This is a genomic window from Pseudomonas koreensis (assembly GCF_012986595.1).
In the GTDB taxonomy this organism is placed as follows: domain Bacteria; phylum Pseudomonadota; class Gammaproteobacteria; order Pseudomonadales; family Pseudomonadaceae; genus Aquipseudomonas; species Aquipseudomonas koreensis.
Genome location: NZ_JAAQYM010000004.1, coordinates 554,637 through 577,501, shown reverse-complemented (window position 1 = coordinate 577,501; position 22,865 = coordinate 554,637). Strand labels below are relative to the sequence as shown.

The 22,865-nt window shown below is 61.8% G+C and carries 21 protein-coding genes and 3 pseudogenes; 10 read left to right on the top strand and 14 right to left on the bottom strand.

From position 1 onward, the window contains the following. Nucleotides 1–85 precede the first annotated feature (85 nt). A pseudogene (locus HBN98_RS15605) lies at nt 86–217 on the bottom strand (LysR family transcriptional regulator); the annotation flags it as partial. Between HBN98_RS15605 and HBN98_RS15600 the strand changes: the two are divergent. Continuing rightward, a pseudogene (locus tag HBN98_RS15600) lies at nt 207–281 on the top strand (VOC family protein); the annotation flags it as partial. The pseudogenes HBN98_RS15605 and HBN98_RS15600 overlap by 11 nt on opposite strands. Nucleotides 282–314: 33 nt before the next feature. Here the strand turns inward: HBN98_RS15600 and HBN98_RS15595 are convergent. From HBN98_RS15595 to HBN98_RS15580, 4 genes are all read right to left on the bottom strand, one after another. Further along, nucleotides 315–1,280, bottom strand: coding sequence for a sensor domain-containing diguanylate cyclase (locus tag HBN98_RS15595; protein ID WP_083366190.1), 966 nt, complete (start codon nt 1,278–1,280; stop codon nt 315–317). A 61-nt stretch (nt 1,281–1,341) separates the two neighbouring features. Beyond that, a complete protein-coding gene (locus HBN98_RS15590; RefSeq protein WP_083366191.1) occupies nt 1,342–1,920 on the bottom strand; it encodes a hypothetical protein in 579 nt (192 codons plus the stop codon). A 1-nt stretch (nt 1,921) separates the two neighbouring features. Next, a complete protein-coding gene (locus HBN98_RS15585) occupies nt 1,922–4,084 on the bottom strand; it encodes a xanthine dehydrogenase family protein molybdopterin-binding subunit (protein WP_083366192.1) in 2,163 nt (720 codons plus the stop codon). A 20-nt stretch (nt 4,085–4,104) separates the two neighbouring features. Beyond that, complete coding sequence (locus HBN98_RS15580; protein ID WP_083366193.1) at nt 4,105–4,560, bottom strand: (2Fe-2S)-binding protein; 456 nt, start codon at nt 4,558–4,560, stop codon at nt 4,105–4,107. 244 nt (nt 4,561–4,804) lie between these two features. Between HBN98_RS15580 and HBN98_RS15575 the strand changes: the two genes are divergently transcribed. After that, nucleotides 4,805–5,635 carry an alpha/beta fold hydrolase gene (locus HBN98_RS15575; RefSeq protein WP_083366194.1) on the top strand — a complete coding sequence of 277 codons (831 nt, stop codon included), beginning with the start codon at nt 4,805–4,807 and terminating at the stop codon, nt 5,633–5,635. Nucleotides 5,636–5,750: 115 nt separating this feature from the next. Here HBN98_RS15575 and HBN98_RS27935 read toward each other — a convergent pair whose 3' ends face one another. Further along, nucleotides 5,751–5,873 carry a hypothetical protein gene (locus tag HBN98_RS27935; RefSeq protein ID WP_262381615.1) on the bottom strand — a complete coding sequence of 41 codons (123 nt, stop codon included), beginning with the start codon at nt 5,871–5,873 and terminating at the stop codon, nt 5,751–5,753. 24 nt (nt 5,874–5,897) lie between these two features. Here HBN98_RS27935 and HBN98_RS15570 point away from each other — a divergent pair, with 24 nt between their 5' ends. The 4 genes and pseudogenes from HBN98_RS15570 to HBN98_RS15555 all read left to right on the top strand — a co-directional run bounded on the left by HBN98_RS15570 (nt 5,898) and on the right by HBN98_RS15555 (nt 8,964). Further along, nucleotides 5,898–6,578 (top strand): class I SAM-dependent methyltransferase, encoded by a 681-nt coding sequence (locus tag HBN98_RS15570; RefSeq protein ID WP_083366195.1) that lies wholly within the window; start codon nt 5,898–5,900, stop codon nt 6,576–6,578. A gap of 138 nt (nt 6,579–6,716) precedes the next feature. After that, nucleotides 6,717–7,220: pseudogene (locus tag HBN98_RS15565) on the top strand (VOC family protein). Between the two features lie 35 nt (nt 7,221–7,255). After that, on the top strand, nt 7,256–8,089 hold the full coding sequence (locus tag HBN98_RS15560) for a helix-turn-helix transcriptional regulator (protein WP_083366196.1): 834 nt from the start codon (nt 7,256–7,258) through the stop codon (nt 8,087–8,089). A gap of 59 nt (nt 8,090–8,148) precedes the next feature. Continuing rightward, on the top strand, nt 8,149–8,964 hold the full coding sequence (locus HBN98_RS15555; protein ID WP_083366197.1) for a type 1 glutamine amidotransferase domain-containing protein: 816 nt from the start codon (nt 8,149–8,151) through the stop codon (nt 8,962–8,964). Here the strand turns inward: HBN98_RS15555 and HBN98_RS15550 are convergent. Both HBN98_RS15550 and HBN98_RS15545 read right to left on the bottom strand, forming a co-directional pair. Next, a complete protein-coding gene (locus tag HBN98_RS15550) occupies nt 8,915–9,502 on the bottom strand; it encodes a LysE family translocator (RefSeq protein ID WP_083366198.1) in 588 nt (195 codons plus the stop codon). The two genes, HBN98_RS15555 and HBN98_RS15550, sit on opposite strands and share 50 nt — an antisense overlap. 412 nt (nt 9,503–9,914) lie before the next feature. Next, on the bottom strand, nt 9,915–10,208 hold the full coding sequence (locus HBN98_RS15545) for a hypothetical protein (protein ID WP_083366199.1): 294 nt from the start codon (nt 10,206–10,208) through the stop codon (nt 9,915–9,917). Between the two features lie 102 nt (nt 10,209–10,310). On the opposite strand from HBN98_RS15545, the gene HBN98_RS15540 reads away from it, so the two are divergent. Then, complete coding sequence (locus HBN98_RS15540) at nt 10,311–13,421, top strand: hypothetical protein (protein WP_083366200.1); 3,111 nt, start codon at nt 10,311–10,313, stop codon at nt 13,419–13,421. Between the two features lie 45 nt (nt 13,422–13,466). Here the strand turns inward: HBN98_RS15540 and HBN98_RS15535 are convergent, their stop codons facing one another. Together HBN98_RS15535 and HBN98_RS15530 are read right to left on the bottom strand one after the other, a co-directional pair. Next, complete coding sequence (locus tag HBN98_RS15535; RefSeq protein WP_083366201.1) at nt 13,467–15,713, bottom strand: ATP-binding protein; 2,247 nt, start codon at nt 15,711–15,713, stop codon at nt 13,467–13,469. Continuing rightward, the gene (locus HBN98_RS15530) at nt 15,710–16,324 is read right to left on the bottom strand and encodes a biliverdin-producing heme oxygenase (RefSeq protein ID WP_083366202.1); all 615 of its coding nucleotides are present in this window, start codon (nt 16,322–16,324) and stop codon (nt 15,710–15,712) included. Before HBN98_RS15530 ends, HBN98_RS15535 begins: the two co-directional genes overlap by 4 nt. A gap of 275 nt (nt 16,325–16,599) precedes the next feature. Between HBN98_RS15530 and HBN98_RS15525 the strand changes: the two genes are divergently transcribed. Further along, a complete protein-coding gene (locus tag HBN98_RS15525) occupies nt 16,600–17,220 on the top strand; it encodes a LysE family translocator (protein ID WP_083366203.1) in 621 nt (206 codons plus the stop codon). Here HBN98_RS15525 and HBN98_RS15520 read toward each other — a convergent pair. Then, on the bottom strand, nt 17,217–17,630 hold the full coding sequence (locus HBN98_RS15520; RefSeq protein ID WP_083366204.1) for a VOC family protein: 414 nt from the start codon (nt 17,628–17,630) through the stop codon (nt 17,217–17,219). The two genes, HBN98_RS15525 and HBN98_RS15520, sit on opposite strands and share 4 nt — an antisense overlap. A gap of 179 nt (nt 17,631–17,809) precedes the next feature. On the opposite strand from HBN98_RS15520, the gene HBN98_RS15515 reads away from it, so the two are divergent. Continuing rightward, nucleotides 17,810–18,892, top strand: a complete 1,083-nt coding sequence (locus tag HBN98_RS15515; RefSeq protein ID WP_083366205.1) for a bifunctional transcriptional activator/DNA repair enzyme AdaA — start codon at nt 17,810–17,812, stop codon at nt 18,890–18,892. Nucleotides 18,893–18,935: 43 nt separating this feature from the next. Then, complete coding sequence (locus HBN98_RS15510) at nt 18,936–19,565, top strand: DNA-3-methyladenine glycosylase family protein (RefSeq protein ID WP_083366206.1); 630 nt, start codon at nt 18,936–18,938, stop codon at nt 19,563–19,565. A gap of 85 nt (nt 19,566–19,650) precedes the next feature. Here the strand turns inward: HBN98_RS15510 and HBN98_RS15505 are convergent, their stop codons facing one another. The 3 genes from HBN98_RS15505 to HBN98_RS15495 all read right to left on the bottom strand — a co-directional run bounded on the left by HBN98_RS15505 (nt 19,651) and on the right by HBN98_RS15495 (nt 22,844). Next, nucleotides 19,651–20,748 carry an extracellular solute-binding protein gene (locus tag HBN98_RS15505; RefSeq protein ID WP_064589982.1) on the bottom strand — a complete coding sequence of 366 codons (1,098 nt, stop codon included), beginning with the start codon at nt 20,746–20,748 and terminating at the stop codon, nt 19,651–19,653. 2 nt (nt 20,749–20,750) lie between these two features. Beyond that, nucleotides 20,751–21,860: an agmatine deiminase gene (gene aguA / locus HBN98_RS15500; protein ID WP_083366207.1), complete on the bottom strand. Its 1,110-nt coding sequence runs from the start codon at nt 21,858–21,860 to the stop codon at nt 20,751–20,753. Between the two features lie 99 nt (nt 21,861–21,959). Beyond that, on the bottom strand, nt 21,960–22,844 hold the full coding sequence (locus HBN98_RS15495; protein ID WP_083366208.1) for a LysR substrate-binding domain-containing protein: 885 nt from the start codon (nt 22,842–22,844) through the stop codon (nt 21,960–21,962). Nucleotides 22,845–22,865 lie beyond the last annotated feature (21 nt).

The window sequence follows — 22,865 nt, the reverse complement described above, 5'->3', positions numbered from 1 at the left end:
CGATCCCCCTTCTGCGTTTGCTTGTGCCCGGACATGCTGCTTCCCGTTTTCGCGAGCGTGCGTGCGCTGCAAATGAATCGGGGGGTTATTCCAGACATTGGGCAAACAGCTTTTGAATCGGCTGATGGCGCTGGCTGTAGCGCTGCAGCAACACCATCTCGCGGTAAAACGTCAGCGCACCCAGTTCAATCACCCTGACGTCCAGCGGATGCTCCAGCGAGCATTGGGTCGACTTCAATTTCTTTGGCCATCAACGGGTGATTCACTTGGCACCGAAAAACGGCTGCCGGCGTGGCCCCACGATGAGGGACGCATCAACAGCGCTTCAACGCCTGCTTGTGCGCATACATCGCCTCATCGGCATCCGCCAGCAGTCGGTCCACGCTGTCATGGCGCTGCGGGTCGTAGGCAATCTGGCCGACGCTGAAACGGATCTCATAGCCGCGCTGCAACGTCGCGTTGCGCTCGTCGAGGATCTCCTTGAGCCGGGCCATGATCGCCGTGGTTTCGACCTGACTGGAGCCGGTCAACAGCCCCACGAATTCATCGCCGCCCAGCCGTCCGATCACATCGCTTTCGCGAAAGGCGATCCGCAGCACATCGGCGAAAGTCTTCAGCGCGCTGTCGCCCTCGGCATGGCCGTAGCGATCGTTGATCTGTTTGAAGTCATTGAGGTCGAAAAACAGCAGCGTCGCCGGTTTGCCCCGATGCTTGCAGGCGTCCAGCGCATGCTGGGCGAGGGTCTTGAAACCCCGGCGATTGGACAGCAGCGTCAGCTCGTCCATGCTCGCCATCTGCACCGCCATCAGCTCCTGCTCGGCCATGCCGGCAAGGTCGCGCAACAAGCCGCGCTCTTCGTCATCGAGTTCGCGCGGTTTGGTGTCGATCAGGCACAGCGTGCCCATCTTGTTGCCGTTGGGCACGGTCAGCGGGTAACCCGCATAGAAGCGAATGTTCGGCTCGCCGGTTACCAGTGGGTTGTCATGGAAGCGTTCATCCTGCCTGGCATCCGGGATCATCAGCAGCTCATTCTGAAGAATCGCATGCCCACAGAACGACACATTCCGTGGCGTTTCACTGACACCCAGCCCCACACACGACTTGAACCACTGGCGATCGGTATCCACCAGCGTGACCAGGGCGATCGGCACATTGAACAGGCGCTTGGCCAGCCGCGTGAGCCGGTCGAAACGCTCTTCAGGCGCCGAATCAAGGAGATTCAAACCGTGCAGCGCTTGAATCCGGGTCACTTCATTGGCGGGTTTGATCGGGGCCTGCATCACGCACTCCATCGAGGTCAATGACCGCTAGAGTAGCCTGATTTGCCAGCGACTCACACACTCATCCGCCCGCGACCGGACACGGCCCGCCGGCATCGGCCCATAGCTTGAACTGCGCGACAAAAATGTCATGCGGCACCGGCACCGGCGCGCGCCCTGCCCCGGGGTTCCAGCCCCACAGCACCAGTTTGTCATCGCTGACGTGCTTGATCAGCGCGGCGAAATCCCGGTCGCCGTTGCTCGAGCGATCCTTGATCATTGCGCACAATTTGTCGGGCGGCAGGCCGATCCAGGCCATCTTGTGCGCGGCAGGCGGCAGGCTCCAGTGCGGCGCCCCCGGAGGGGCGTGGGGGCCGTAACTGGCCGGCGGATTGCTCTCGGCATGGCAAGTGGCGCAGGGCAGACCGGCGGCGCCCTTGCCGTCCATGCCGCGCACCACGTTCATGGCGTGCGGGATTCCGGCGTCAAACTGCAGCGGCGAATCACCGGGAATGTGGCAGTTCTGGCAGCGTGGACTCTGGAACACCTTCTGCACCGTGCCGAACGCCTTGAGCGCCGCTTGATCATCGGCGAACAGCTCCGAAGCGTAACCGCCCAGTCCCAGCAAAATCACCGTGCCCAACAGCAGATGTCGTTTCATCTCACACCCCCGACAATTGCAGTGGCAGTTCACGCAAGCGCTGCCCGGTCAGCGCATACAGCGCATTGGCCACCGCCGGCGCGGTGGGCGGCACACCGGCCTCGCCGATGCCTCCGGGTTTGTCGCTGCTGGGCACGATGTGCACTTCGACCAGCGGCATCTCGTTGAGCCGCAGCACCTGATAATCGTGATAGTTGGACTGCGCGACCATGCCGTTTTTCACCGTCAGCTTGCTGTGCAGCGCCATGCCCAGGCCGAAGGTAATGCACGATTCCATCTGCGCCGCGATGCTCTGCGGGTTCACCGCAATCCCGCAGTCCACCGCGCACACTACGCGGTGTACGCGGATCGCCAGATTGTCCTGCGACACCTCGGCCACCTGCGCCACATAACTGCCAAACGACTCATGCACCGCCACACCCAAGGCGTGCCCGTCCGGCAGTGGCGCGCTCCAGTTGGCCTTCTCCACCGCCAGATTCAGCACGCCGAGGTGGCGTGGATGCTCCTTGAGCAGCGTCCGTCGATACTCCACCGGGTCCTTGCCCGCCGCCACAGCCATTTCATCGATCAGCGACTCCATGACAAACGCGGTGTGGCTATGCCCCACCGAACGCAGCCACAGCACATTGATCCCGGTCTGCGGTGAATGCAGTTCCACCTGCTGATGAGCCAGGCCCTTGAGATACGGGCTGTCGGCCACGCCTTCGACCGAGGTCGGGTCGATGCCGTTCTTGACCATGGTCGCTTCCAGCAGCGTGCCGGTCATGATCGACTGGCCGACCAGAACATGCTGCCAACTCAGCGGCAGGCCCTGCCCGTCCAGGCCGATGCGCGCCTGATGCAGGAACATCGAACGGTAATAGCCGCCACGGATGTCATCCTCACGCGACCACACTGTTTTCACCGGCGCCCCGGCGGCTTTCGCCACTTGCACTGCTTCGGCGACAAAGTCTGAAGTCGGATTGGCCCGACGCCCGAAGCCGCCACCGAGAAACTCGGTATGAATTTCCACCTGCTCGGGTTTGAGCCCGGTGATCTTGCCGGCGATCATCTGGTCGAGGGTCTGGAACTGCGTGCCGGTCCAGATTTCACACTTCTCGGCGCTGATCTTCACCGTGCAGTTGAGCGGCTCCATCGGCGCATGGGCCAGATACGGCACGCTGTACTCGACGTCGATTTTCTTCGCCGCTTTTTCGAAGTTGCCCTTGGCGTCCCCGGCCTGAGCGGCCGACGTGCCCGGGGTCGCCGCCAGTTTGCGAAAGCTGTCGAGCAGGCCCTGGCTGCTCAGGTCCGCGTTGGGGCCCATGTCCCAATCGACTTTCAAGGCATCGCGGCCCAGCTTGGCCGCCCAATAATGCTCGGCGATCACCGCGACCCCGGTCGGCACCTGCACCACCTTGTGCACGCCGGGCACCGCCAGCGCCCCGGCGCCTTCGAAGGATTTGACCGTGGCGCCGAACACCGGCGCCCGCGCGACCATCGCGGTCATCAAACCTTCGAACTGCACATCCATGCCGAACCTGGCGCGGCCGGTGATTTTCTCCGGGGTGTCCAGACGCTTGGTCGGCTTGCCGATGACTTTCCAGTCCTTGGCCTCCTTGAAGGTGATCGACTTCGGATCCGGCACCGGCAATTGCCCGGCAGCGTCGGCCAGTTCGCCGTACGTCGCGCGTTTATCGCCGGCGATCACCACGCCCGACTCGGTGCGAATCGTCGACGCGGCGACGTTGAAGCGCTTGGCCGCCGCTTCCACCAGCATCTGCCGCGCCGTGGCCCCCGCGAGCCGATAACGGTCGAACTCCATCCAGGTCGACGTCGAGCCGCCGGTAATCTGCATCCCGCCAAACGCCGGCATGCCGTAATCGGCCGCCGAGGCCGGCGAGTGTTCGACGCGGATTGTCGACCAGTCGGCATCCAGCTCCTCGGCAATCAGCATGGTCAGGCCGGTCCAGATGCCCTGGCCCATTTCCGAATGCCCGAGCAGCACCGTCACGCTATTGTCCGCAGCAATGCGCAAGAACGCATTGGGCGCAAAGACCTTGCCTTCATTCTCCGCCGCCCGGGCAAACCGATGGGCACCGGGCACGACAAACGCCACCACCAGGCCGCCGCCCAACACGGCACTGCCCTTGAGAAACCCGCGACGCGATACAGGACTGTTCATCGTCTCTCTCCCCACCCGGTTCAACCGATCTCGGACGCACGTTTGACCGCTGCGCGAATTCTTGGATAGGTGCCGCAGCGGCAGATATTGCCGGAGAGCGCCTGATCGATATCGCTGTCGGTGGGTTTGGGGATTTTCGCCAGCAGTGCGGCGGCCGACATGATCTGCCCGGACTGGCAGTACCCGCACTGCACCACATCGAGTTCGGCCCAGGCCTGTTGCACCGGGTGCGAGCCGTCCGTGGACAGGCCTTCGATGGTGAGGATTTTCTGGCCGTTGGCTACAGCGGTGGCGGGCGTGATGCACGCCCGCAGTGGCGCGCCGTCAACGTGCACGGTGCAGGCCCCGCACTGGGCCATGCCACAGCCGAATTTGGTACCGGTCAGGTGCGCCACATCACGCAGGACCCAGAGCAGCGGCATGTCGGCCGGCACATCGAGCTCCTGATCCTTGCCATTGATATTCAAGGTCAGCATCGGGGAATTTCCTCAGCCTCACGGTGTTCTGAAGGGGCGTCGCTACGGCCGGCAAAGCCTGTGCGCGCCTCGCGCTTATCCCTTTCAGCAAAGCCTAATTTGCGCCGCAAGCCAGACGTGGCGACCATCGGTCATGCCCTGTCGCAAAAATGTCGACTTTAATCCTACGGTTGCTAACGGCGCTCCCCGAGTCATCACCACCGACGAGCGCGGTCACCCCTCACATTGGTCAGGAGTCGCGAACATGGGATATGTCACCACCAACGACGGCGTCGAGATTTTCTACAAGGACTGGGGCCCGAAAGACGCCCCGGTGATCCACTTCCACCACGGCTGGCCACTCAGCTCGGATGATTGGGATGCGCAGATGCTGTTCTTCCTCGGCCAAGGCTTTCGGGTGATCGCCCATGATCGCCGGGGCCACGGGCGCTCGAGCCAGGTCTGGGACGGTCACGACATGGACCACTACGCCGACGATGCGCTGGCGGTGGTCAAACACCTGGGGGTGAAGAACGTGGTGCATGTCGGCCACTCCACCGGCGGCGGCGAGGTCATCCATTACATCGCCCGCCACGGCCAGGACAACGTGGCCAAAGGCGTGCTGATCAGCGCGGTGCCGCCGCTGATGGTCAAGACCGAGAGCAATCCCGGTGGTCTGCCAAAATCGGTGTTCGATGACTTTCAGGCGCAGTTGGCGGCGAATCGGGCGCAGTTCTATCGCGATATTCCCAGCGGTCCGTTCTATGGCTACAACCGGCCCGGGGCCAAGCCTTCGGAAGGGATCATCGGCAATTGGTGGCGCCAGGGCATGATCGGCGGAGCCAAGGCGCATTACGATGGGATCGTCGCCTTCTCACAGACCGATTTCACTGAAGATTTGAAGCAGGTCACCGTGCCGGTGCTGGTGATGCATGGCGAGGATGATCAGATTGTGCCGTACGCGAACTCGGGGCCTTTGTCGGCGAAACTGCTGCCAAATGGCACGCTGAAGTCGTATCCGGGGTTCCCGCACGGAATGCCGACCACCGAGGCCGATACGATCAATGCGGACCTGTTGGCCTTTATTCGCGGTTGAAGCGCCTGTAGCAGGTTGCGTGCTGAGAGCGGTGCGGACACCACCGTTCATTGTGAGAGCTGGCTTGCCAGCGATGGCGTTGGGTCAGGCAACATCCATTGTGGATGTGACGGACTCATCGCTGGCAAGCCTCGCGACAGACAACCCAGAGTTCATAAGCGGGTTGGCACTGGTTCGGCTCATCCAGCGAACCGACGTTGATTTCAACCTCGTCTGGCGCAGTCCATACTGCATTCATCCACCTCTCGTTTCGGACGCCGACATGCCCTCCCCCGAATCCACCCTCCTGCACAGCTGGCACACCAATGCGGATGCCTGGATCGAGGTGATCCGCAGCGGCGCCATCGAAAGCCGTCAGCAGGTCACCGATCAGGCGATCCTGCTGGCGATCATGGGGCGTCAGCCGCAACGCGTGCTCGACCTCGGTTGCGGTGAAGGCTGGTTGTTGCGGGCGCTGGCGGATCGCGGCATCGAGGCGGTGGGCGTCGATGGCGATGCGACGCTGGTGGAGGCGGCACGCGCCGCCGGTTCGGCCAACGTGCACGTTGCCAGTTACGAAGCGCTGGTCGAGGCCAGCGTCGATATCGGCCGCGATTACGAGCTGATCTGCGCCAATTTCTCGCTGCTGCATCAGGACATCATTGCGCTGCTCGCGGCGATGAATGCGTTGTTGATTCCCGGCGGTGCGTTGGTCATCCAGACCCTGCATCCATGGGCGGTAGCCGCAGGCGATTATCAGGACGGCTGGCGCGAAGAATCCTTCGCCGGGTTCAAGGGCCAGTGGCAGCCGATGCCGTGGTATTTCCGCACGCTGTCGAGTTGGCTGAATGCCCTGGACATGGCGGGGTTCAGGCTGACTGGCCTGCAGGAACCGCAGCATCCGCAAAGCGCGGTGCCGCAGTCGTTGCTGATGATCGCCGAGCGGCGCCCCTTGCAGGAGTGAGCCTGCTCGAGATGGCTCTCGGTCAGGCGACACACATGCAGGGGGGCGGTCGCACTTGTCGATCTACGGCACCGCCACTCGACCAGGGACTGACTACGCTGTTAATCCAGCCCGTCTAACCTGCCGAGGATGACTGCCATGCAACGCTTCCAGAAAATTACGCCGTGCCTGTGGTTCGATGATCAGGCCGAAGCGGCGGCGACGTTTTACTGCTCAATCTTCGATCACTCGAAAATCACCGGCCTGACCCACTACAGCAAGGTCGGCCAGGAATTTCACGGCAAGCCGGAAGGCGCGGTGATGACCGTCAGTTTCGAGCTCGATGGCCACAGCTTCACCGGCCTCAATGGCGGGCCGATGTTCAAGTTCAGCGAGGCGATCTAGTTTCAGGTCAACTGCCAGAATCAGGAAGAAGTCGACCACTTCTGGGGCAACCTGTCCGCCGGCGGCCCGGTGGAGGCCCAGCAATGCGGCTGGCTCAAGGACAAATTCGGGGTGTCGTGGCAGATCGTGCCGGTGGCGTTGATGCACATGATGCAGGACGCCGACACCAGCAAGTCGCAACGGGCGATGCTGGCCCTGTTGAAGATGAAAAAACTCGACATCGCCGAACTGGAGCGGGCCTTTGCCGGCCAGAGCTAATACACTCCGGATCTGGCCTGCCGGGAACAACAACGATGAAACACGCTGCCGCCAAACACCCTGAAAAAGCCCCACGCTTCTGGCGTGACGACGCCCTGCCCTTCATCGAGGCGCGGGCCATCGCCGATGGCCGTGAGGTCTGCTACGCCCGGCATTCTCATGCGCACTTCTCGATTGGCGCGATCACCGCCGGGCGCAGCATTTATGTGCATGAACACGCTCAGCTCGAGGTCGCGGCCGGCACCGTGGTGCTGATGAATCCGGGCGATGTGCATGCCTGCAATCCGATCGATGACCAGCCCTGGTCGTACCTGATGCTGTACGTGGAAACGCCGTGGCTGACGGATTTGCAGCATCAGTTGGGGTTCAGCGCCGAGCTTGAGTTTCGGCGTTTTTCCAGCACCCACCTGAATGACCCCAGGCTGTTCCGCGACCTGCAGGCGCTGTACGCCACCCTGGTCGATGAGCAGCAGGATGTGCTGCGCAAACAGAGCATGACGGTGGAATTTTTCAGCGAGTTGCAAGGGCGCCTGAACCCGGCCGCACATGCGCTGCGCGAGCCGAACTGCAAACTCGAGCGCGCCGCCGATTTCATCCGCGAGCACTGCACCGATCTGCTGAGCCTGGACGACATCTGCTCGGCGGCGCAGTTATCGCCGTCGTACCTGATCCGCGCGTTCAAACAGCATTACGGCATGACCCCGCATGCCTTCGTGATCAACCAACGCATCCAGTTCGCCCGCGAGCGTTTGCGCAGCGGGCAGTTGATCGCCGACGTGGCGCTGGAAGCCGGGTTTGCCGATCAGGCGCATTTTCAGCGGGTGTTCAAACAGCACTTGGCGGCGACACCCGGCCAATATCGCGGCTGACAGGTAAACCGACTACGCTGCAGATCAACCGCCCTCTGCGGCCCGGGAGTTTGCCCTGGATGATCCTGATTCTTTTGCCGTCCGCCGATTACGACCCGACCGAAAGCAGCGTGCCGTGGCAGGCGTTGCGTGACGCCGGCATCGAGACACGGTTTGCCACGCCGCAAGGCCTGGCTGCCTATGCCGACGCCCGGTTGGTGAGCATTGGCTTCGGGCCCTTGAATTCGATGCTGATGACGCGCAAGGCCGATCTGCGCAGTTACGCGCAGATGATTGAAAGCGCGGCGTTTCGCCAGCCGCTGGCGTATGCCGATGTCGACCCGAATCAGTTCGACGGCTTGCTGATTCCCGGTGGTCATGCCAAAGGCATGCGCAGCCTGCTGGAATCGGCGCAGGCCCGAGACATCGCGCTGCAGTTTTTCAAAGCTGAAAAACCGGTGGCCGCGGTGTGTCATGGCGTGCTGTTACTGGCGCGTACCCTCGACCCCGACACCGGCCGTTCGGTGTTGTTCGGGCGCAGGGTGACAGCGCTGCTGGCGGCGACCATGGAGTTGCCGGCATGGTTGATGACCGCGCCGTGGCTGGGGCGTTACTTCCGCACGTATGCGCAAACCGTGGAGGCGGAAGTCCGCGCCGCGCTGTCGCAAAAGTCCGACTTTGTGCGCGGCCCTCTGATCGCCAAACGTGACAGCGCGCAGTCGCCGCACGGCGGTTTTGTCGTGCGTGACGGCCAGTTGCTCACGGCACGCTGGCCCGGCGATTGCCATCGTTTCGCCGCCGAATGGGTCGCCCTGTTGCAGAACAGATTGGCGAAATACCCGACCATCAAGGCAACAACAGATACCCCGCACTCCCCGCCAGCAACAAAGCCATGACCCGGTTGAACAGGCGCATCCCCGCCGGATTAGCCAGATAGCCGCGCAAAAACGTCCCGGCATACACCCAGCAGCCCACCGACAGATAACAGATCACCAGATACACCGCCGCGAACTGCCAGACCAGCCGCGCCTCGCCATCGGCGACAAACGCGCCCATCCCCGCCACGCAGGCCAGCCAGGCCTTCGGGTTGAGCCATTGCATCACCGCGCCGTACAGCATCGACGGTGCGCGTCCTGAATCTTCTGCGCGCAACTGACCGTCATCGGCGGCCAGTTTCCAGGCCATGAACAACAGGAACGCCACGCCGGCCAGTTGCACCACCCGGGTCATGAACGGCCACAGCGTCAGCACTTCATGCAGGCCCAGGCCCATCAGCACCAAGAGCAACACAAAGCCCAGCGTCGCCCCCGCCACATGCCGCTGGCTGGCGCGAAAGCCGTACTGCGCGCCGGAACTCAACGCAACGATATTCACTGGCCCCGGCGTTATCGAGGCCACCAATGCAAACGCCGCCATGGAAACAATCAGACTCATCGCACACCTGCTTCAAATGAAAAGGAACATGACGCACGTTAACGCCAGCCTGTTCACCGAGTATTGAAGAAAACTACCCCCGAATGAACTCCACTCGTCGCTGGCGAGCACGCCGCCCGTACAACACTCACATCAACTAACAAATAGCCAACATCGATAGCTCGCACTTATTCAGCACACTCGGCGAACTTAAACACAGTTTGAAACCATGCATAAACCGAGCACTCTTTTTCACTTGATATAGTCGCGCCGCCATAACGAACACCCTCAACTTAGTTCAACCCATAACTTGTCACGGATGATTCTTGCCCACATGAATAATTCAATTAACCTGTTCAAACCTTTGCCCTTATCCGCATGGACCCGGGAGCGCCTGGCCATTGCCGATACATTGTCTTCGCTCTACGAATTGTCAGACTCGCCAGCGTCGACTATCACCGAGCGTGCAGACGAGCGCGCGGATATCAGTCAAATTCTGGTCAGCCTGATTGAAGACAGCGAGTTCGAGCAAGCCCACCGTTCCTGCAGAACCGTGTTTCGCCAACTGGTCAGGCGCCCCGAATTCATGCAGCTTGCCGGTCCATTCGGGCTGGGCGAGGAGGATTTCTTTCTGCTCACCCAAGACGGAAAACTGCTGCAAATAGAGATCACGGACGATGCGGTGCCGCGCTTTGAGTTCGCGGACGTTACCGATACCGTCACCCACGCCATTCCCGATTCAAGGGACACCTTAAAACAACTATCAACCGTCACAAGACTTACCGGCGGAGTTGTTTCCTCAAGCCATTACATTCCATTAAACAACTGGTTGTCGTTTCATCAACTGGAGATCCCTGAGAACATTCAAGGCATTGCCGATCTGGTCAACTTCCTGAAACTTCAACTTCCGGATCCTTCCAGCCATGGCAACTACTGGGGCGTCTCGAACGCCGACGGCGAGCCGGAACTGGCAATCAGTAGCGATCACTATGCCGTTGTACGCCAGTGCATTGCGCAATCTGTCGGCAACAATGGCTCCACACCGCAAACCCTGCTCGATTATCTGGCCGATGTCCTGATTGAACGTCATAGCCTTTCCAGAGCCTTTCTGCAGGAAGACCCTGAGGCGAGTTGGGCGCTGCTGGTCGATACACCACAGGCCGAGGCTTTTGCCCTGGCGTGTGTGCACGCCATGAACCTGCAAGCGTCAGCCGCGCAAACCAACCTGACGCACCATCAGCGCAGCGCCTTGCTGGTTGCCGCGATCCTGCTCGACTTCGGTCTGGCCGACGCGAGCAAACGTCAGTTCTACCATTCGTTTCACGTGTACGCGCCCCGCTATGTGCAGGCCACTCGCAACGAGATCATCGAAGAATTCACCGATATCGTCGTCAACTCGTACGGTGTGCAGCCCACCAGCGCCCCCCTGGCGTTGCAACTGATTTTCGCCGGCTTGGCCCCCGAGTTTCTGGTCGTCACACCGCCGAACCTGCAACTGGGGTCGTGTGGCTGGGTGATGCTGCGCAAATCGGTCCTGCTCGCCGAAAGCGTTGCGCCGGGGCTGTCGCGCCGTATGACTTATGAAAGCTTGAAGACACTGGGCGCCACCGCTCCGGTCAGCCCCGCCCAGCGAGCGCTGCATGACGTGATCATGACCCGCTGCATTCTGGTCTGGCACGCGATCAACGGGCTCGAGCCGGACGCCACCGAAGATCTGCCTACGCAGATGCTTGTTGAGCAGGCACTGACTCGCTACAACACTTTCCAGGGGCAAATGAGCGAAGCCTTGAAGAACATCGCGACGCCTCCGGTCAGTCGCCGAGCGCTGGCGAGGACTGCGATAGAGGGCGCCGGGTTGGACCCCGAGGCCAGCACTCGAGACGTGAGCGGCCAGGCCGAGTCCCTGCTGGATGTGTACCTGGCGCGCAGATTGAGTGCCTACAACAATGACTGGACCGAAAGGCTGCAACACCTGGAACCCGCCAATACGCTGTACGCCCGAGAAATCGACCGCCAATACCTGCTCCACCAGACAGGCGTTGCCACGTTAACGCGCCTCGCGTTGATGCAAAGCCAGGTGGCCGATCGTGTCGCCATCGAGCAAGGGCATCTGGCGCTGTACCGGGTGATCCGGGTTCGTCCGATCAGGTCCGAGGGGCTGATTCGCAGCGAGGCCGACGTCATCGCGCCCTACGGTGTGGTCATGCTCAGCAAGATCAATGACGACATCCGTGCCTACGAACTGTTCCCGCTGCTGGGCGTGTGCCGGGAGAACCAGGCCCTGATCCCTCAGTTCAACGAACGGTCCCTGTGGCAGGAGGACGCTACGCAATTCAGATCGGACATCGTCCTGCACGAGGCGTCCATGGACCCGGCCTATTTCAACGGCAAGGCGCTGGACAGCCGCGCAAATCCGCAACCGCATGATTTCGTGCTGGAGCGCTTTGCCCAGTTCGAAAAGGCGGACGTCATCCGTTACCAACGCAGCCCGATGCAGAGTTTTGCAAGCCCGCGCTTCCAGGCGATCGCCGAACAGGTGGTCAAACACAATCCACCGCTGCCCTACAACGCGTTCTACGCCATGGGTTACGACAAGACCGCGATTGAAGCCAGCAACGAGCGATGGGAGCAGGCATTCGAGACGATTCTGAACATCATCATTCCGTTCAAGGAGTGCGTCGAAGGCCTGGCATCCGGCAGACAAGACCGCCGCAGCAGCGCGCTGTTCGGCTGCGTGATGGACGCGACCCTGCTGCTGTTTGCCTTTGTCGGCGCTGCCGGTACGTTCGCCAAAGCACTGAACAGCAGCGCCAGACTGCTCGATCTGAGCAAGGTTGGCGGGCGTTTTGTGCTGTCGCTGTTCAACCCGCTGGACGGTGTCCCGCAACTGCTTCAGGGCGGTGCGAAACTGCTTGGCAAAGGCGCTTTCAAACTCGGTCATTACGGTCTGTCGGTCACTCAACTGGGGGCCGGCCAGTTGCGTCGACTGACCCACAGCAGCAGTGGTTCGTATGACTTGGCGAAGGCGTTGAGCAAAACCGGCGCTGCCGCAGAGATACGCATGACGCTGCCAACGGTGGCCCATGCCCGGGCGTTGTTCAAGGATGACACCCTGGAAACGTTTGAACACGTGATTGCACGATTGGGCGAAACCACCTCCATACCCAAAGGCACCTCCAGCATCGAACTGGAACATCTATTCAGTCATGCAATTCTCGACACATCACGCGCACTACCGAATGCTCAGCAATTGCAGAAATTGATTGGCAGCGAAGCGCTGGATGATTTGTTCAAAACGATCATGAGCAAGAACCACATCGACTTCGCCACCGCACGCTACGCCGTCAATGCGGACTACCCGCAACTGCTGGACGCCGTGGCCGCGCTTGAAGCCCGCAACGTCACCTACATGAAGCATCATCAGGAGAATCTGCTCAGGATCGACCTGGGGAGTGCGCCCTATGATGGCGTGCTACCGGAGCTGCGCTATAACCAGCAGGGCTTCACCGACAATGCTCAACGAGCCGGGGCATGGATCGTCCACGCGTCCAACTCCCCAGGCAATGACCTCGACAGCATCGTGGCGATCCTGCGCGAATACGCGGCCAGCAATAAGGTATTGACTGATCCTGCGCTGATCAGAGAGTTGCACGTCAGCATTGCGCCGGCGACGGCAGACGTCGTGCGCGTGGGGACCAGTGACAAAAAATATGCGAGCAGCATCAGCGGGTTCGCGGTGATGCAAGAGCATCTGAAAAAACTGGACGTGGCGCATGAGCATTTCAGCAAACAGCTACTGGGCACGGTCGTAGGCTTTCATGGCTTCGGTGACGGCAACGGCCGCACAGGCCGCGCCCTGTATGCGATCAGCGAGCTGAGGCGCAACCGCTTCGATCCGCTGTCAAAAGAGGCGTTCAGCGCACTTCACGGTCTGGATTAAAGCAGCCGTTGGCTCCGTGCCCTGGGGGACAGGGCACGGGTTCTCTCACTCCCCGACCACCATCGCCGGCACCGTAAACCGAAATTCCGTGCCCTCACCCAACTCACTGCTGGCCTCGATCCGCCCGCCGTGGGCCTCGACGATGCCCTGAGTGATGTACAAACCGAGTCCGGTTCCGGTCGGATTCCCCTCCTTCACCGTCCAGTAACGATCAAACACACGCGCCAGGTTTTCCTTGGGAATGCCTTCGCCGGTGTCACGCACGGTGAACACGATGTCTTTGCCGTCAGACTTCGCCAACACGCCCACCGAACCTTTGCGCGGGGTGAACTTGATGGCGTTGCCGATCAGGTTCGACAACACCTGGAACAGGCGCTCCGGGTCGGCATGGATCTTCAGGTCGGGATCGGCTTCGAACGAGATGCTGATGTCCTTGTCCAGCGCCAGCGGTCCGAGCAGCGACTGGGTTTCCTCGAACATTTGCCCGACGTCCAGCGTCTGCGGGGAAATGCTGTAGCGCCCGGCATCGATTTTCGAGGTATCGAGCAAATCTTCCAGCAAGGTGTTCATACGGCCGGCGGCCTGCTGCATGGTGTCGATGGCCGTAGAAATACGCCGCGAGGTATGTGGCCCGTCGGAGCTGAAGGCCTTCTGCATCATGCCGCAGAGCATCGAAATCACGGTCATCGGGTTGCGCAGGTCGTGGGAGACCACTGCCACCAGCTCATCGCGGGCGCGCACCGCTTCCTGCTCACGGCGTACCTGGCGGGCCAGATCGTTTTCCAGCGCGGAACGACGCAGATCATTGGCGGCGAACAGATCGCCGTGGCTCCACTTGGTGGAGATCCCGGCCATCTCGACTTTCCAGATTTCAAACGAAGTGCGCGGGCGCAAGCGCAGGCCGGCGTCGGAGTTTTCCATGGCCAGCGGCTTGTTCGGATCGCCACTCCAATTGATGTTTTCCTTGACCTCGGGGCGGAACCACAGCACACCGTTGTCCACCGGTTTGGGCAGGCTCATGGCGAGCACACCGCTGGCCACTGACTGAAACTGCGCGGCGGGCGGGTAGACCGTCGCCAGGTTATGGCTGGCGAACACCGGCTCACCGCCCTCCTGCAGCCACCTGTGAAGGGCGCGAATATCGTCCGGTTCCGGGCAATTGCCGTAACGGTGCAATTGCTTGTCTTCGATGATCGCGATGCCGCCGGCGCCGGCCAGCGCCATCAGCACTTGTGGATGTTGCGCCAGCCCATCGAAAACGTTTTGTGGCGAGTCGATCATCGCCTGATTCAGCAGTGCCAGCGCCTCGACTTTTTCTTCACGCTGGCGGCTGATTTCCAGCGCCTCCATCGCACTGATTTGCAGCGACAGTACTTGTCCGATGGTTTGACAGGCCGTGCGCAGTTCATGCGGCACGTGCAGCGGCTGGCGATTGCCGCAACTGATCAGGCCCCACAACTTGTCACCCTTGAGCAGCGAAATGCTCATCGACGACAGCACGCCCATGTTTTTCATGTACTGGCAGTGAATCGGCGAGACGCTGCGCAGCGTGGCAAAACTCAGGTCCAGCGGTGTTTGCGTATCCGGGCGCAGCTTGGGCACCAGCGGCACTGGCTGGTAATCGGCGTCGGGGATGATCCGCAGCCAGTTGGTACGGTACAGCTCGCGGGCCTGCTCGGGGATGTCCGAAGCCGGGAAGAACAGGCCGTTGAACACTTCCATCGACGGAGCAGTCGCCTCGGCGATGACCTGACCGTGGCCCTCCTCTTCGAAGCGGTAGATCAGCACCCGGTCGTAACCGGTCATGGCCTGAATTTCCTTGACGCTGATGTCGTACAGCGCCTGCAGCGTGGTGGCCGCTTGCAGGCGCTGGAGCATCCGCCCCAGATGGGTCTGGTTACCGGCGACGTTACGCGGCTGAAAGTTCTCGACGTGGATTTCCAGTTCCAGAATCAACACGCCCTGATGCCGGTGCAGCAGGCCTTCGAACGCGGCACCGTTGAGACGCAAATGCAGCGGCCCCGAGTCGGAGAATGACGGTTGCTGCAAGGCCTCGCGCACCGCACCGGCGTGCGCCTCGCCGAGCAGACTGTGCAGCGGCTGGCCGATCAGTTCCAGTGCCGGACGGGCCAGCAGCGTCTCGACGTTGGCGCTGACCTGGATGATCTCCAGCGCAGGCTCGCTCAGTGTCAGCAACAGGCCATGAGGCTGAATCGCCCCGGGAAAGCGAATCGGTTCGTCGGCACAGTTGGCCAGCAGTTCTTCAAAGGCTTCTTGGTCTTGCGGGGTCATGCCAGTACCTCCCGGCTTTCGAGCCAGCGCTCGAAACAGCTGAATGTGGTTTGGGCGGCGGCGACAACGGCCGCGCGCTCGTCAACGTCCATCGGGCGAGCGCCCAGGTATTCAATGAAATCGCGCCAGCGACGGCCGGTGGCGGCACCGTAGACATCGAGGAATGCCGCACCGTTGTCTGCGTTCAGGCCCAGGCGCGTGGCGATCTCCCGGCGCAGGATCTGCCCGCCCAGCGTCGCGCCTTCGAGCACGTACAACACACCCAGGCACGCGGCGCTGGAATCGATGACGGGCAAATGCTGACAGATCGGCAACTGCTCCAGCGTCCGAACCGACTCGCCCAGCTTGCACAAGTCGCGTTGCAGGATAGGAGTCTTGAGGCGCGGAGTGAGATCGAAATCGGTGGGGATGCGCGCGCTCTCGAGCAACGCGGTTTCCAGTGGTCGGTAAAACCCGTAATAGGCCTGCATCAACCGTTGGAAGGCGTCGGTATCGAGCTGATCGGTGAAAAAAGGAAGGCGTTTTTCCAGTGCGATGTGCAGTTCGGCAGTGCCGGCACGCAGATCTTGCAGCACCGGTGGCACATAGACTTCACGGGCCTTTGCTTGCATGTAGATCGCTCTTGGTGGGGCCGCTTCGGGGCCGGCAGGGTGTTTGCAGCGTCTGACGAATATTACACGGCAATCGCCTTTTTCTGACTTGGTACACAGTTTTTTCTGACGAAACCATCGCCTTCTGACTTTTCAGAGTTCCGGCGAATCGGAAAAGTTCGACGCGGTCGTCAACGCACGACGACGCTGTACCGTGACAGCACCGAGTGACTGTACGGGTCGCGTGCCCCGAAGGCTGTGATAAAAAAGATTCTTCACGTTTCTGGAGCGCCGCCATGGACCTCGCCACGCTTTCGCTGTTTCTCCCGGCCTGTTTCGCCCTGAACATGGCGCCCGGCCCGAACAACCTGCTGTCGGTGAGCAATGCCACCCGCTACGGCTATCGCCGTGCCTGCGCCGCCGGTGTCGGGCGGATTCTGGCGTTCGCGGGAATGATCGCACTGGCCGGGGCCGGTCTTTCGGCGGTGTTGCAGACGTCTGAATGGCTGTTTCACGCCATCAAGATCATCGGCGCCGGGTACTTGCTGTACCTGGCGTGGCAACTATGGCGGGCCAACCCCGAGGCCGAGCATCAGGTGACGGGGGCGGCCGTCGGTTTCTTCGCCCTGGCCCGCCAGGAGTTTCTGGTGGCGGCGGGCAATCCGAAAGCGATCCTGCTGTTCACCGCGTTTCTGCCGCAATTCGTCGATCCGAGCCGCCCGGTACCGGCGCAATTCGCCGTGCTCGGCGCGCTGTTCCTGCTGCTGGAATGGATCGCCATCGGCGCCTATGCGTGGATGGGCCTGCACATGCGCCGCTGGTTCGCCGAGCCACGCGGCAAGCGGATCTTCAACCGTTGCTGCGCGGGGTTGCTGTCGGCGGCGGCTTCGGTGCTGTTGATGGCGAAACGCGCTTAAGCCTCGGAAGGGCCTTTGAGTTCGACCTGATTGCCGTCCGGGTCGAAGCAGTACAGCGACAGGCCGTAGCCCTCGGCGCCGAAGCGTCTGGCGGCTTTTTCAACGCTCAGGCCGCAGGAGTGCAGATGGTTGACCAGCGCAGCTTCATCGAACGGCTCGATGCGCAGGCAAAAGTGATCGACGTTGCGCCGCTCGGTTCCGGCCGCCCCGCCGCCCTTCTTGCCCAGCTCACCCTGCAGGTCGACAAGATCGATCATTGAGCTGCCGGCGCGCAGGTGCACCAGCCCCAGTTTCTCGTTGTGCTTGACCACTGCGGCGCCGAAGACCCGCTCGTAGAAATCGATACTGCGTTGCAAATCAGCGACGCGCAGCACGATGTGATCGATGTGCTGAATGATGAACGGTGGCATGAACTCAATCCCTCAACTGTAGGAGCTGCCGCAGGCTGCGATCTTTTGCCTTTGATTTTAAGAAACAAGATCAAAAGATCGCAGCCTGCGGCAGCTCCTACACGGTAGTTCAGGGCATTTGGAAATTCACTGTCGATTTTTCGGTGGAGCCATCGGGAATCTGGATTTACGCTCTGGCCATGAACATACAAACCGCCCCCCTGCCGCCCCACGCCGAAATGGTTCGCGCCATGCTCGAACGCGACACCGCCTACGAGGGGGTGTTCTTCACGGCTGTGAAAACCACCGGGATCTTCTGCCGTCCCAGCTGCACGGCGCGCAAGCCAAAACCGGAAAACGTCGAATTCTTCGCCCATGCCGATGAGTGCCTGTCGGCCGGTTATCGCGCCTGTCTGCGCTGCAAACCGCTGGACGCCGCGGCCATCGCCCCCGACTGGGTGCAGCGTCTGCTCAGCGCCGTCGACGCCGATCCTGAAATGCGCTGGAGCGACGCCCAGTTGCTGGCCGAGGGCATCGAACCGCTGAAGCTGCGGCGCTGGTTCAAACAGCATTTCGGCATGACCTTCCACGCCTGGCTGCGCACCCGCCGGCTCGGCATCGCGCTGGGCGGGATCCGCCAAGGCACTTCGATCGACCATGCTGCGTTCGATTCCGGCTACGAATCACTCAGCGGTTTTCGCGATGCGTTCCAGAAGTCGTTTCACATCACTCCGGGCCGCGCGGCCAACACCGAACCGCTGCTGTTCACTCGCCTGACCACGCCGTTGGGGCCGATGATCGCCATGGCCGAACGTCGTGGGCTGGTGTTGCTGGAGTTTCTTGATCGGCCGGCGCTGACCCGCGAGGTCGAGGCATTACAGGCCCGTCATGGCTATGTGATCGCCCCCGGGCACAACGCGCATCTGCAACAGATCGAAACTGAACTGGCGGCGTATTTCGCCGGCAAGCTCAGCACATTCGGCGTCGCCTTGCACCTGCCCGGCAGCGCGTTCGACTGCCAGGTATGGGCCGAACTGCGGCAGATCCCCTACGGCCACACCACCACTTACGGCGCCCTCGCGGCACGCCTGGGCAAACCCGGCGCCAGTCGCGCCGTGGGCCTGGCCAACGGGCACAATCGGCTGTCGATCGTGGTGCCGTGCCATCGGGTGATCGGTGCGGATGGCTCGCTGACCGGTTATGGTGGCGGACAGCCGCGCAAGGCGTTTCTGCTGCGGCTGGAAAGCGCTGCAGTGCAGATCACCCGGCAACTGGTGTTTTGACGATGTTCTCCAACCAAAGGGTTGCGATGCTTGCTGAAAGAACATGACTGAGTGCTATCAAGCGGCAAGCGCGCATCTGTCCGCACTCGACGACGACTGGCAGCGCCATATCAGCGCCGTCGGCCCTTGCCTGCATCAACCGCACCCGGCGCGTGATCCGTACGAATCGCTGGTGCGGGCGATCGCCTATCAGCAACTGCATGCCAAGGCCGGGGACGCGATTATCGGGCGTCTGGTGGCGTTGTTTCCCGGGCAGACCTTCCCCCGGCCGGAGCAGATTCTGGCGAGCAGCTTCGAGCAACTGCGCGGCTGCGGGTTTTCGGCGGGCAAGATTGCGACGATTCAGGGCATCGCCCAGGCGACGCTGGACGGCGTGGTGCCGGATTACCCCACGGCGCTGGCAATGGACGACGAGGCGTTGATCGAGCGCCTGGTCAGCCTGCGCGGGGTGGGCCGCTGGACCGTGGAGATGCTGCTGATTTACAGCCTGGAGCGCATGGATATCTTGCCGGCGGACGACTTTGGCGTACGCGAGGGCTATCGGCGATTGAAGGGGCTGGCGCAGCAGCCGACGCGCAAGCAGATGATCGAGATCGGCTTGGCGTGGAGCCCGTATCGAACGGTGGCGGCGTGGTATCTGTGGCGCGTACCCAAACCGCTGATCCCCCTGTAGGAGCTGCCGCAGGCTGCGATCTTTTGATCTTGCTTTCAAAAGATCGCAGCCTGCGGCAGCTCCTACGGGGGAAGGTGTTCTCAAATCACAGGCCTGACTTCAACTTGCTGAACGCCCGAATCAACGCCCGGTTGAACGCCTTGCCATTGTCATTCTTGCTGTACAGCGAAGCCCGCACCGCCTCGGACGGGTACGTCCCCGGATCATTGCGGATCGACGCATCCACCAACCCGTCTGCCGCCGTGATCGCATTGGCGTAATGGATGGTGTCGGTGATCGGCGCGATCACCTCGGGGGTCATCAGGTAATCCATCAAGGCCAGCCCGGCCTGCGGATGCGGTGCATCCTTGGGAATGACCATCGCATCAAACCAGATCAGCGTACCTTCTTTCGGGATGCGGTAACTGAGCTTGAACGGCTTGTTCGCCGCCTGCGCCTGCCCCGCCGCAATCGCCACGTTACCGTTCCACGACATCGCCACGCAGGTGTTGCCATTGGCCAGATCGCTGATGTTCAGGTCGTTGTCGAAGTAGCGAATGTACGGGCGGATCTTCGCCAGTTGCTGCTCGGCGAGTTTCAGGTCGTCGAGGTTCTGCCGGTTGATGTCCAGGCCCATGTATTTCATGACCGCCGCGAACACTTCGTTCGGGTCGTTGAGCAGGCTCACCCCGCAATCGGCAAATTTCGATACCACTGCCGGGTCGAACAGCATCGCCCAGCTGTCCGTCGGCGGATTCGCCAGACGCTGTTTGATCGCCTGCTCCTGATAACCCACGCCGGTGGTGCCCCAGGCGTAGATCCCGGCGTAACGGTTGCCCGGATCGAACACCGCCATGTGCTGGCGAAACTCCTCGCCGACCCCGGCGAAGTGCGGCACTTGGGCCTTGTCCAGCGGCTGGATCGCGCCGCTTTCAATCGCTCGCGACAGATGCTGGCCGGCGGTCAGCACCAAGTCATAGCCGCTGCGACCGGTGAGCAGTTTGGTCTCCACGGTTTCCAGCGAATCGAAGTGATCGGCGACCACGTGAATACCGGTTTTCGCTTCGAAATTCTTCAGCGTGTCCGGGGCCAGGTACTCGCCCCAGATATACAGATTGACCACCGGCCTGGCGGTGTCGGCGGCCTGCACACACAGGGGTGCAAGCACCAGCAATAACGCTTGAGTCAGTTTGTGCAGGCCCATCATTACACCCCCTTTCCGGCGTATTGCGGCATGGTGATGCACGCGACGTTGCCGCCACCAAGGAGGATTTCCCGGGAGTTTTCGATGCCGACGATCTTGTGCTGCGGGAACAGTTCGGCGAGGGTCGCCAGGGCCACCTGGTCGTTGCGATCACCAAACAGCGGCACCACGATCGAGCTGTTGCCAGCGTAGTAGTTGATGTACGACGCGCAGATTTTGGTCCCGGCCTGACGGGTATGAGTGCTGTCCTGCTGATCGAGGCCTTCGGCTTCTTCGGCGGTCCACTCCAGCACCTCCGGCTGCGGCAGCTTGTGCACGATCAACTCGCGACCACGGCTGTCGCGGGTGCTGCGCAGGATGTCGTAGGCCTCCTGATAGATTTCCCATTGCGGGTCATCGCGGTTGTCGGTCCACTGCAGCACCACTTCGCCGGGGCGCACGAAGCACGCGAGGTCGTCGACATGGCCGTCGGTTTCGTCGAACTTGCAGCCCCGGGGCAGCCAGATCACCTGTTCGGCGCCCAGATAATCAGTCAGGCGCCGGGTGACTTCGTCCTTGCCCAGGTGCTGGTTGCGATTGCGGTTGAGCAGGCATTGTTCGGTGGTGAGGATGCTGCCCTGACCGTCGCTCTGGATGCCGCCGAGTTCGGCAATCAGCGGCGCGCGGTAGCGGTCGAAGCGTTCGATTTCGAGGATCTTGCTGGCGATCTGGTCGTCCTTGTCCCACGGGTAATAGAGGCCACCGTCGAGGCCGCCGTAGGCATTGAACTCGAAGTCGACGCCGCGCACTTCGCCGCTTTCATCGTTCACCACAAAGCACGGGCCACTGTCGCGGAACCAGGTGTCGTTGCAGGTCATTTCCACCACACGTACTTGCGGCGGCAACTGCCGGCGCGCCGTGGCGAACTGCGCGGCGGAGGCGCAGACGGTGACCGGTTCGCTGTGCGAGATGGCGGTGACGATCTGCACCCAGACTTTCTGCGCCGGCTTGGCACCGTTGCGCCAGACGTCGGTGCGCTCCGGCCAGCCGAGCCAGCAGCCGGACTTGCGTTCGAATTCGCCGGGCAGACGGAAGCCGTCGTGTTTGGGGGTGGAGTCGAGCAAACGTGCCATGGTCAAACCTCGTCTTGGGGTTGGGAATGACCACAGGCTACGGTCGCGGACGGTCGGCCCGCCAACGATGATTATTTCGGAACCGTTGAATTCAATTCATCAATCGGCCAGTTGATCGTTGAACCATTCGAGCATCTGCGCCACCGCCGGCCGCTCCAGGCGCAGCCGTTCACAGACCAGCGCGTACTGGCCGAGCGCGGTCATGCTCGAGGTGAATGGCCGCACCAGCCGCCCGCTGAGCAAATCCTCTTGCGCCGTCAGGTTGTCCCCCATGGCCACGCCCTGCCCTTGCGCCGCCGCTTCCAGCGCCAACCCGGCATGGGCGAAATACAACTGGCGCTGCGGGCGCAGGTCACCGGCGTGGCCGGTCAGCCACGCGGTCCAGGTCTTGCCGTCCTGATCGTCGTGCAGCAGGCAATGACGCGCCAGGTCTTTGGGCGTCTTCAGGTTGCCCTGGTTGAACAGCCCGGGGCTGCACACCGGGAAGAATTGCAGCGCTGGCAACGGCCGCACGAAGTAGGCACTGCTGTCCACCGGGCCAGTGCCATAGGTGATCGCCAGGTCAATGTCTTCACCCGGTGCGCTGGCGTCGATCGGTTGTTCGTAGAGATGCAGGGTGATGTGCGGATAGCGCGCATAGAAATCGGTGAGGCGGTTCATCAGCCACTTTTGCGCCAGTTCTGCGGTGACCGCCAGGCGCAACACCGCCAGCGACGACGGATCGCGCAACTCATCACAGGCTTCGCCGATCAGTTCGAAGGCCTGCTGCAGGCTCTGCATCAGGCGTCCGGCGGCGATGGTCGGACGGATCTGCCGGCCTTCGCGGATGAACAGCGCGACACCGAGTTGTTCTTCAAGCTGCCGGATCTGGTGGCTGACCGCGCTGTCGGTGACACACAGCTCGGCGGCGGCCCGGCCGAAATGCGCATGGCGGGCGGCGCATTCGAAGGTTCGCAGGGCGGCCAGTGAGGGGAGTCTTCGCATGGGTTGGGGTGCCTTTTTTTA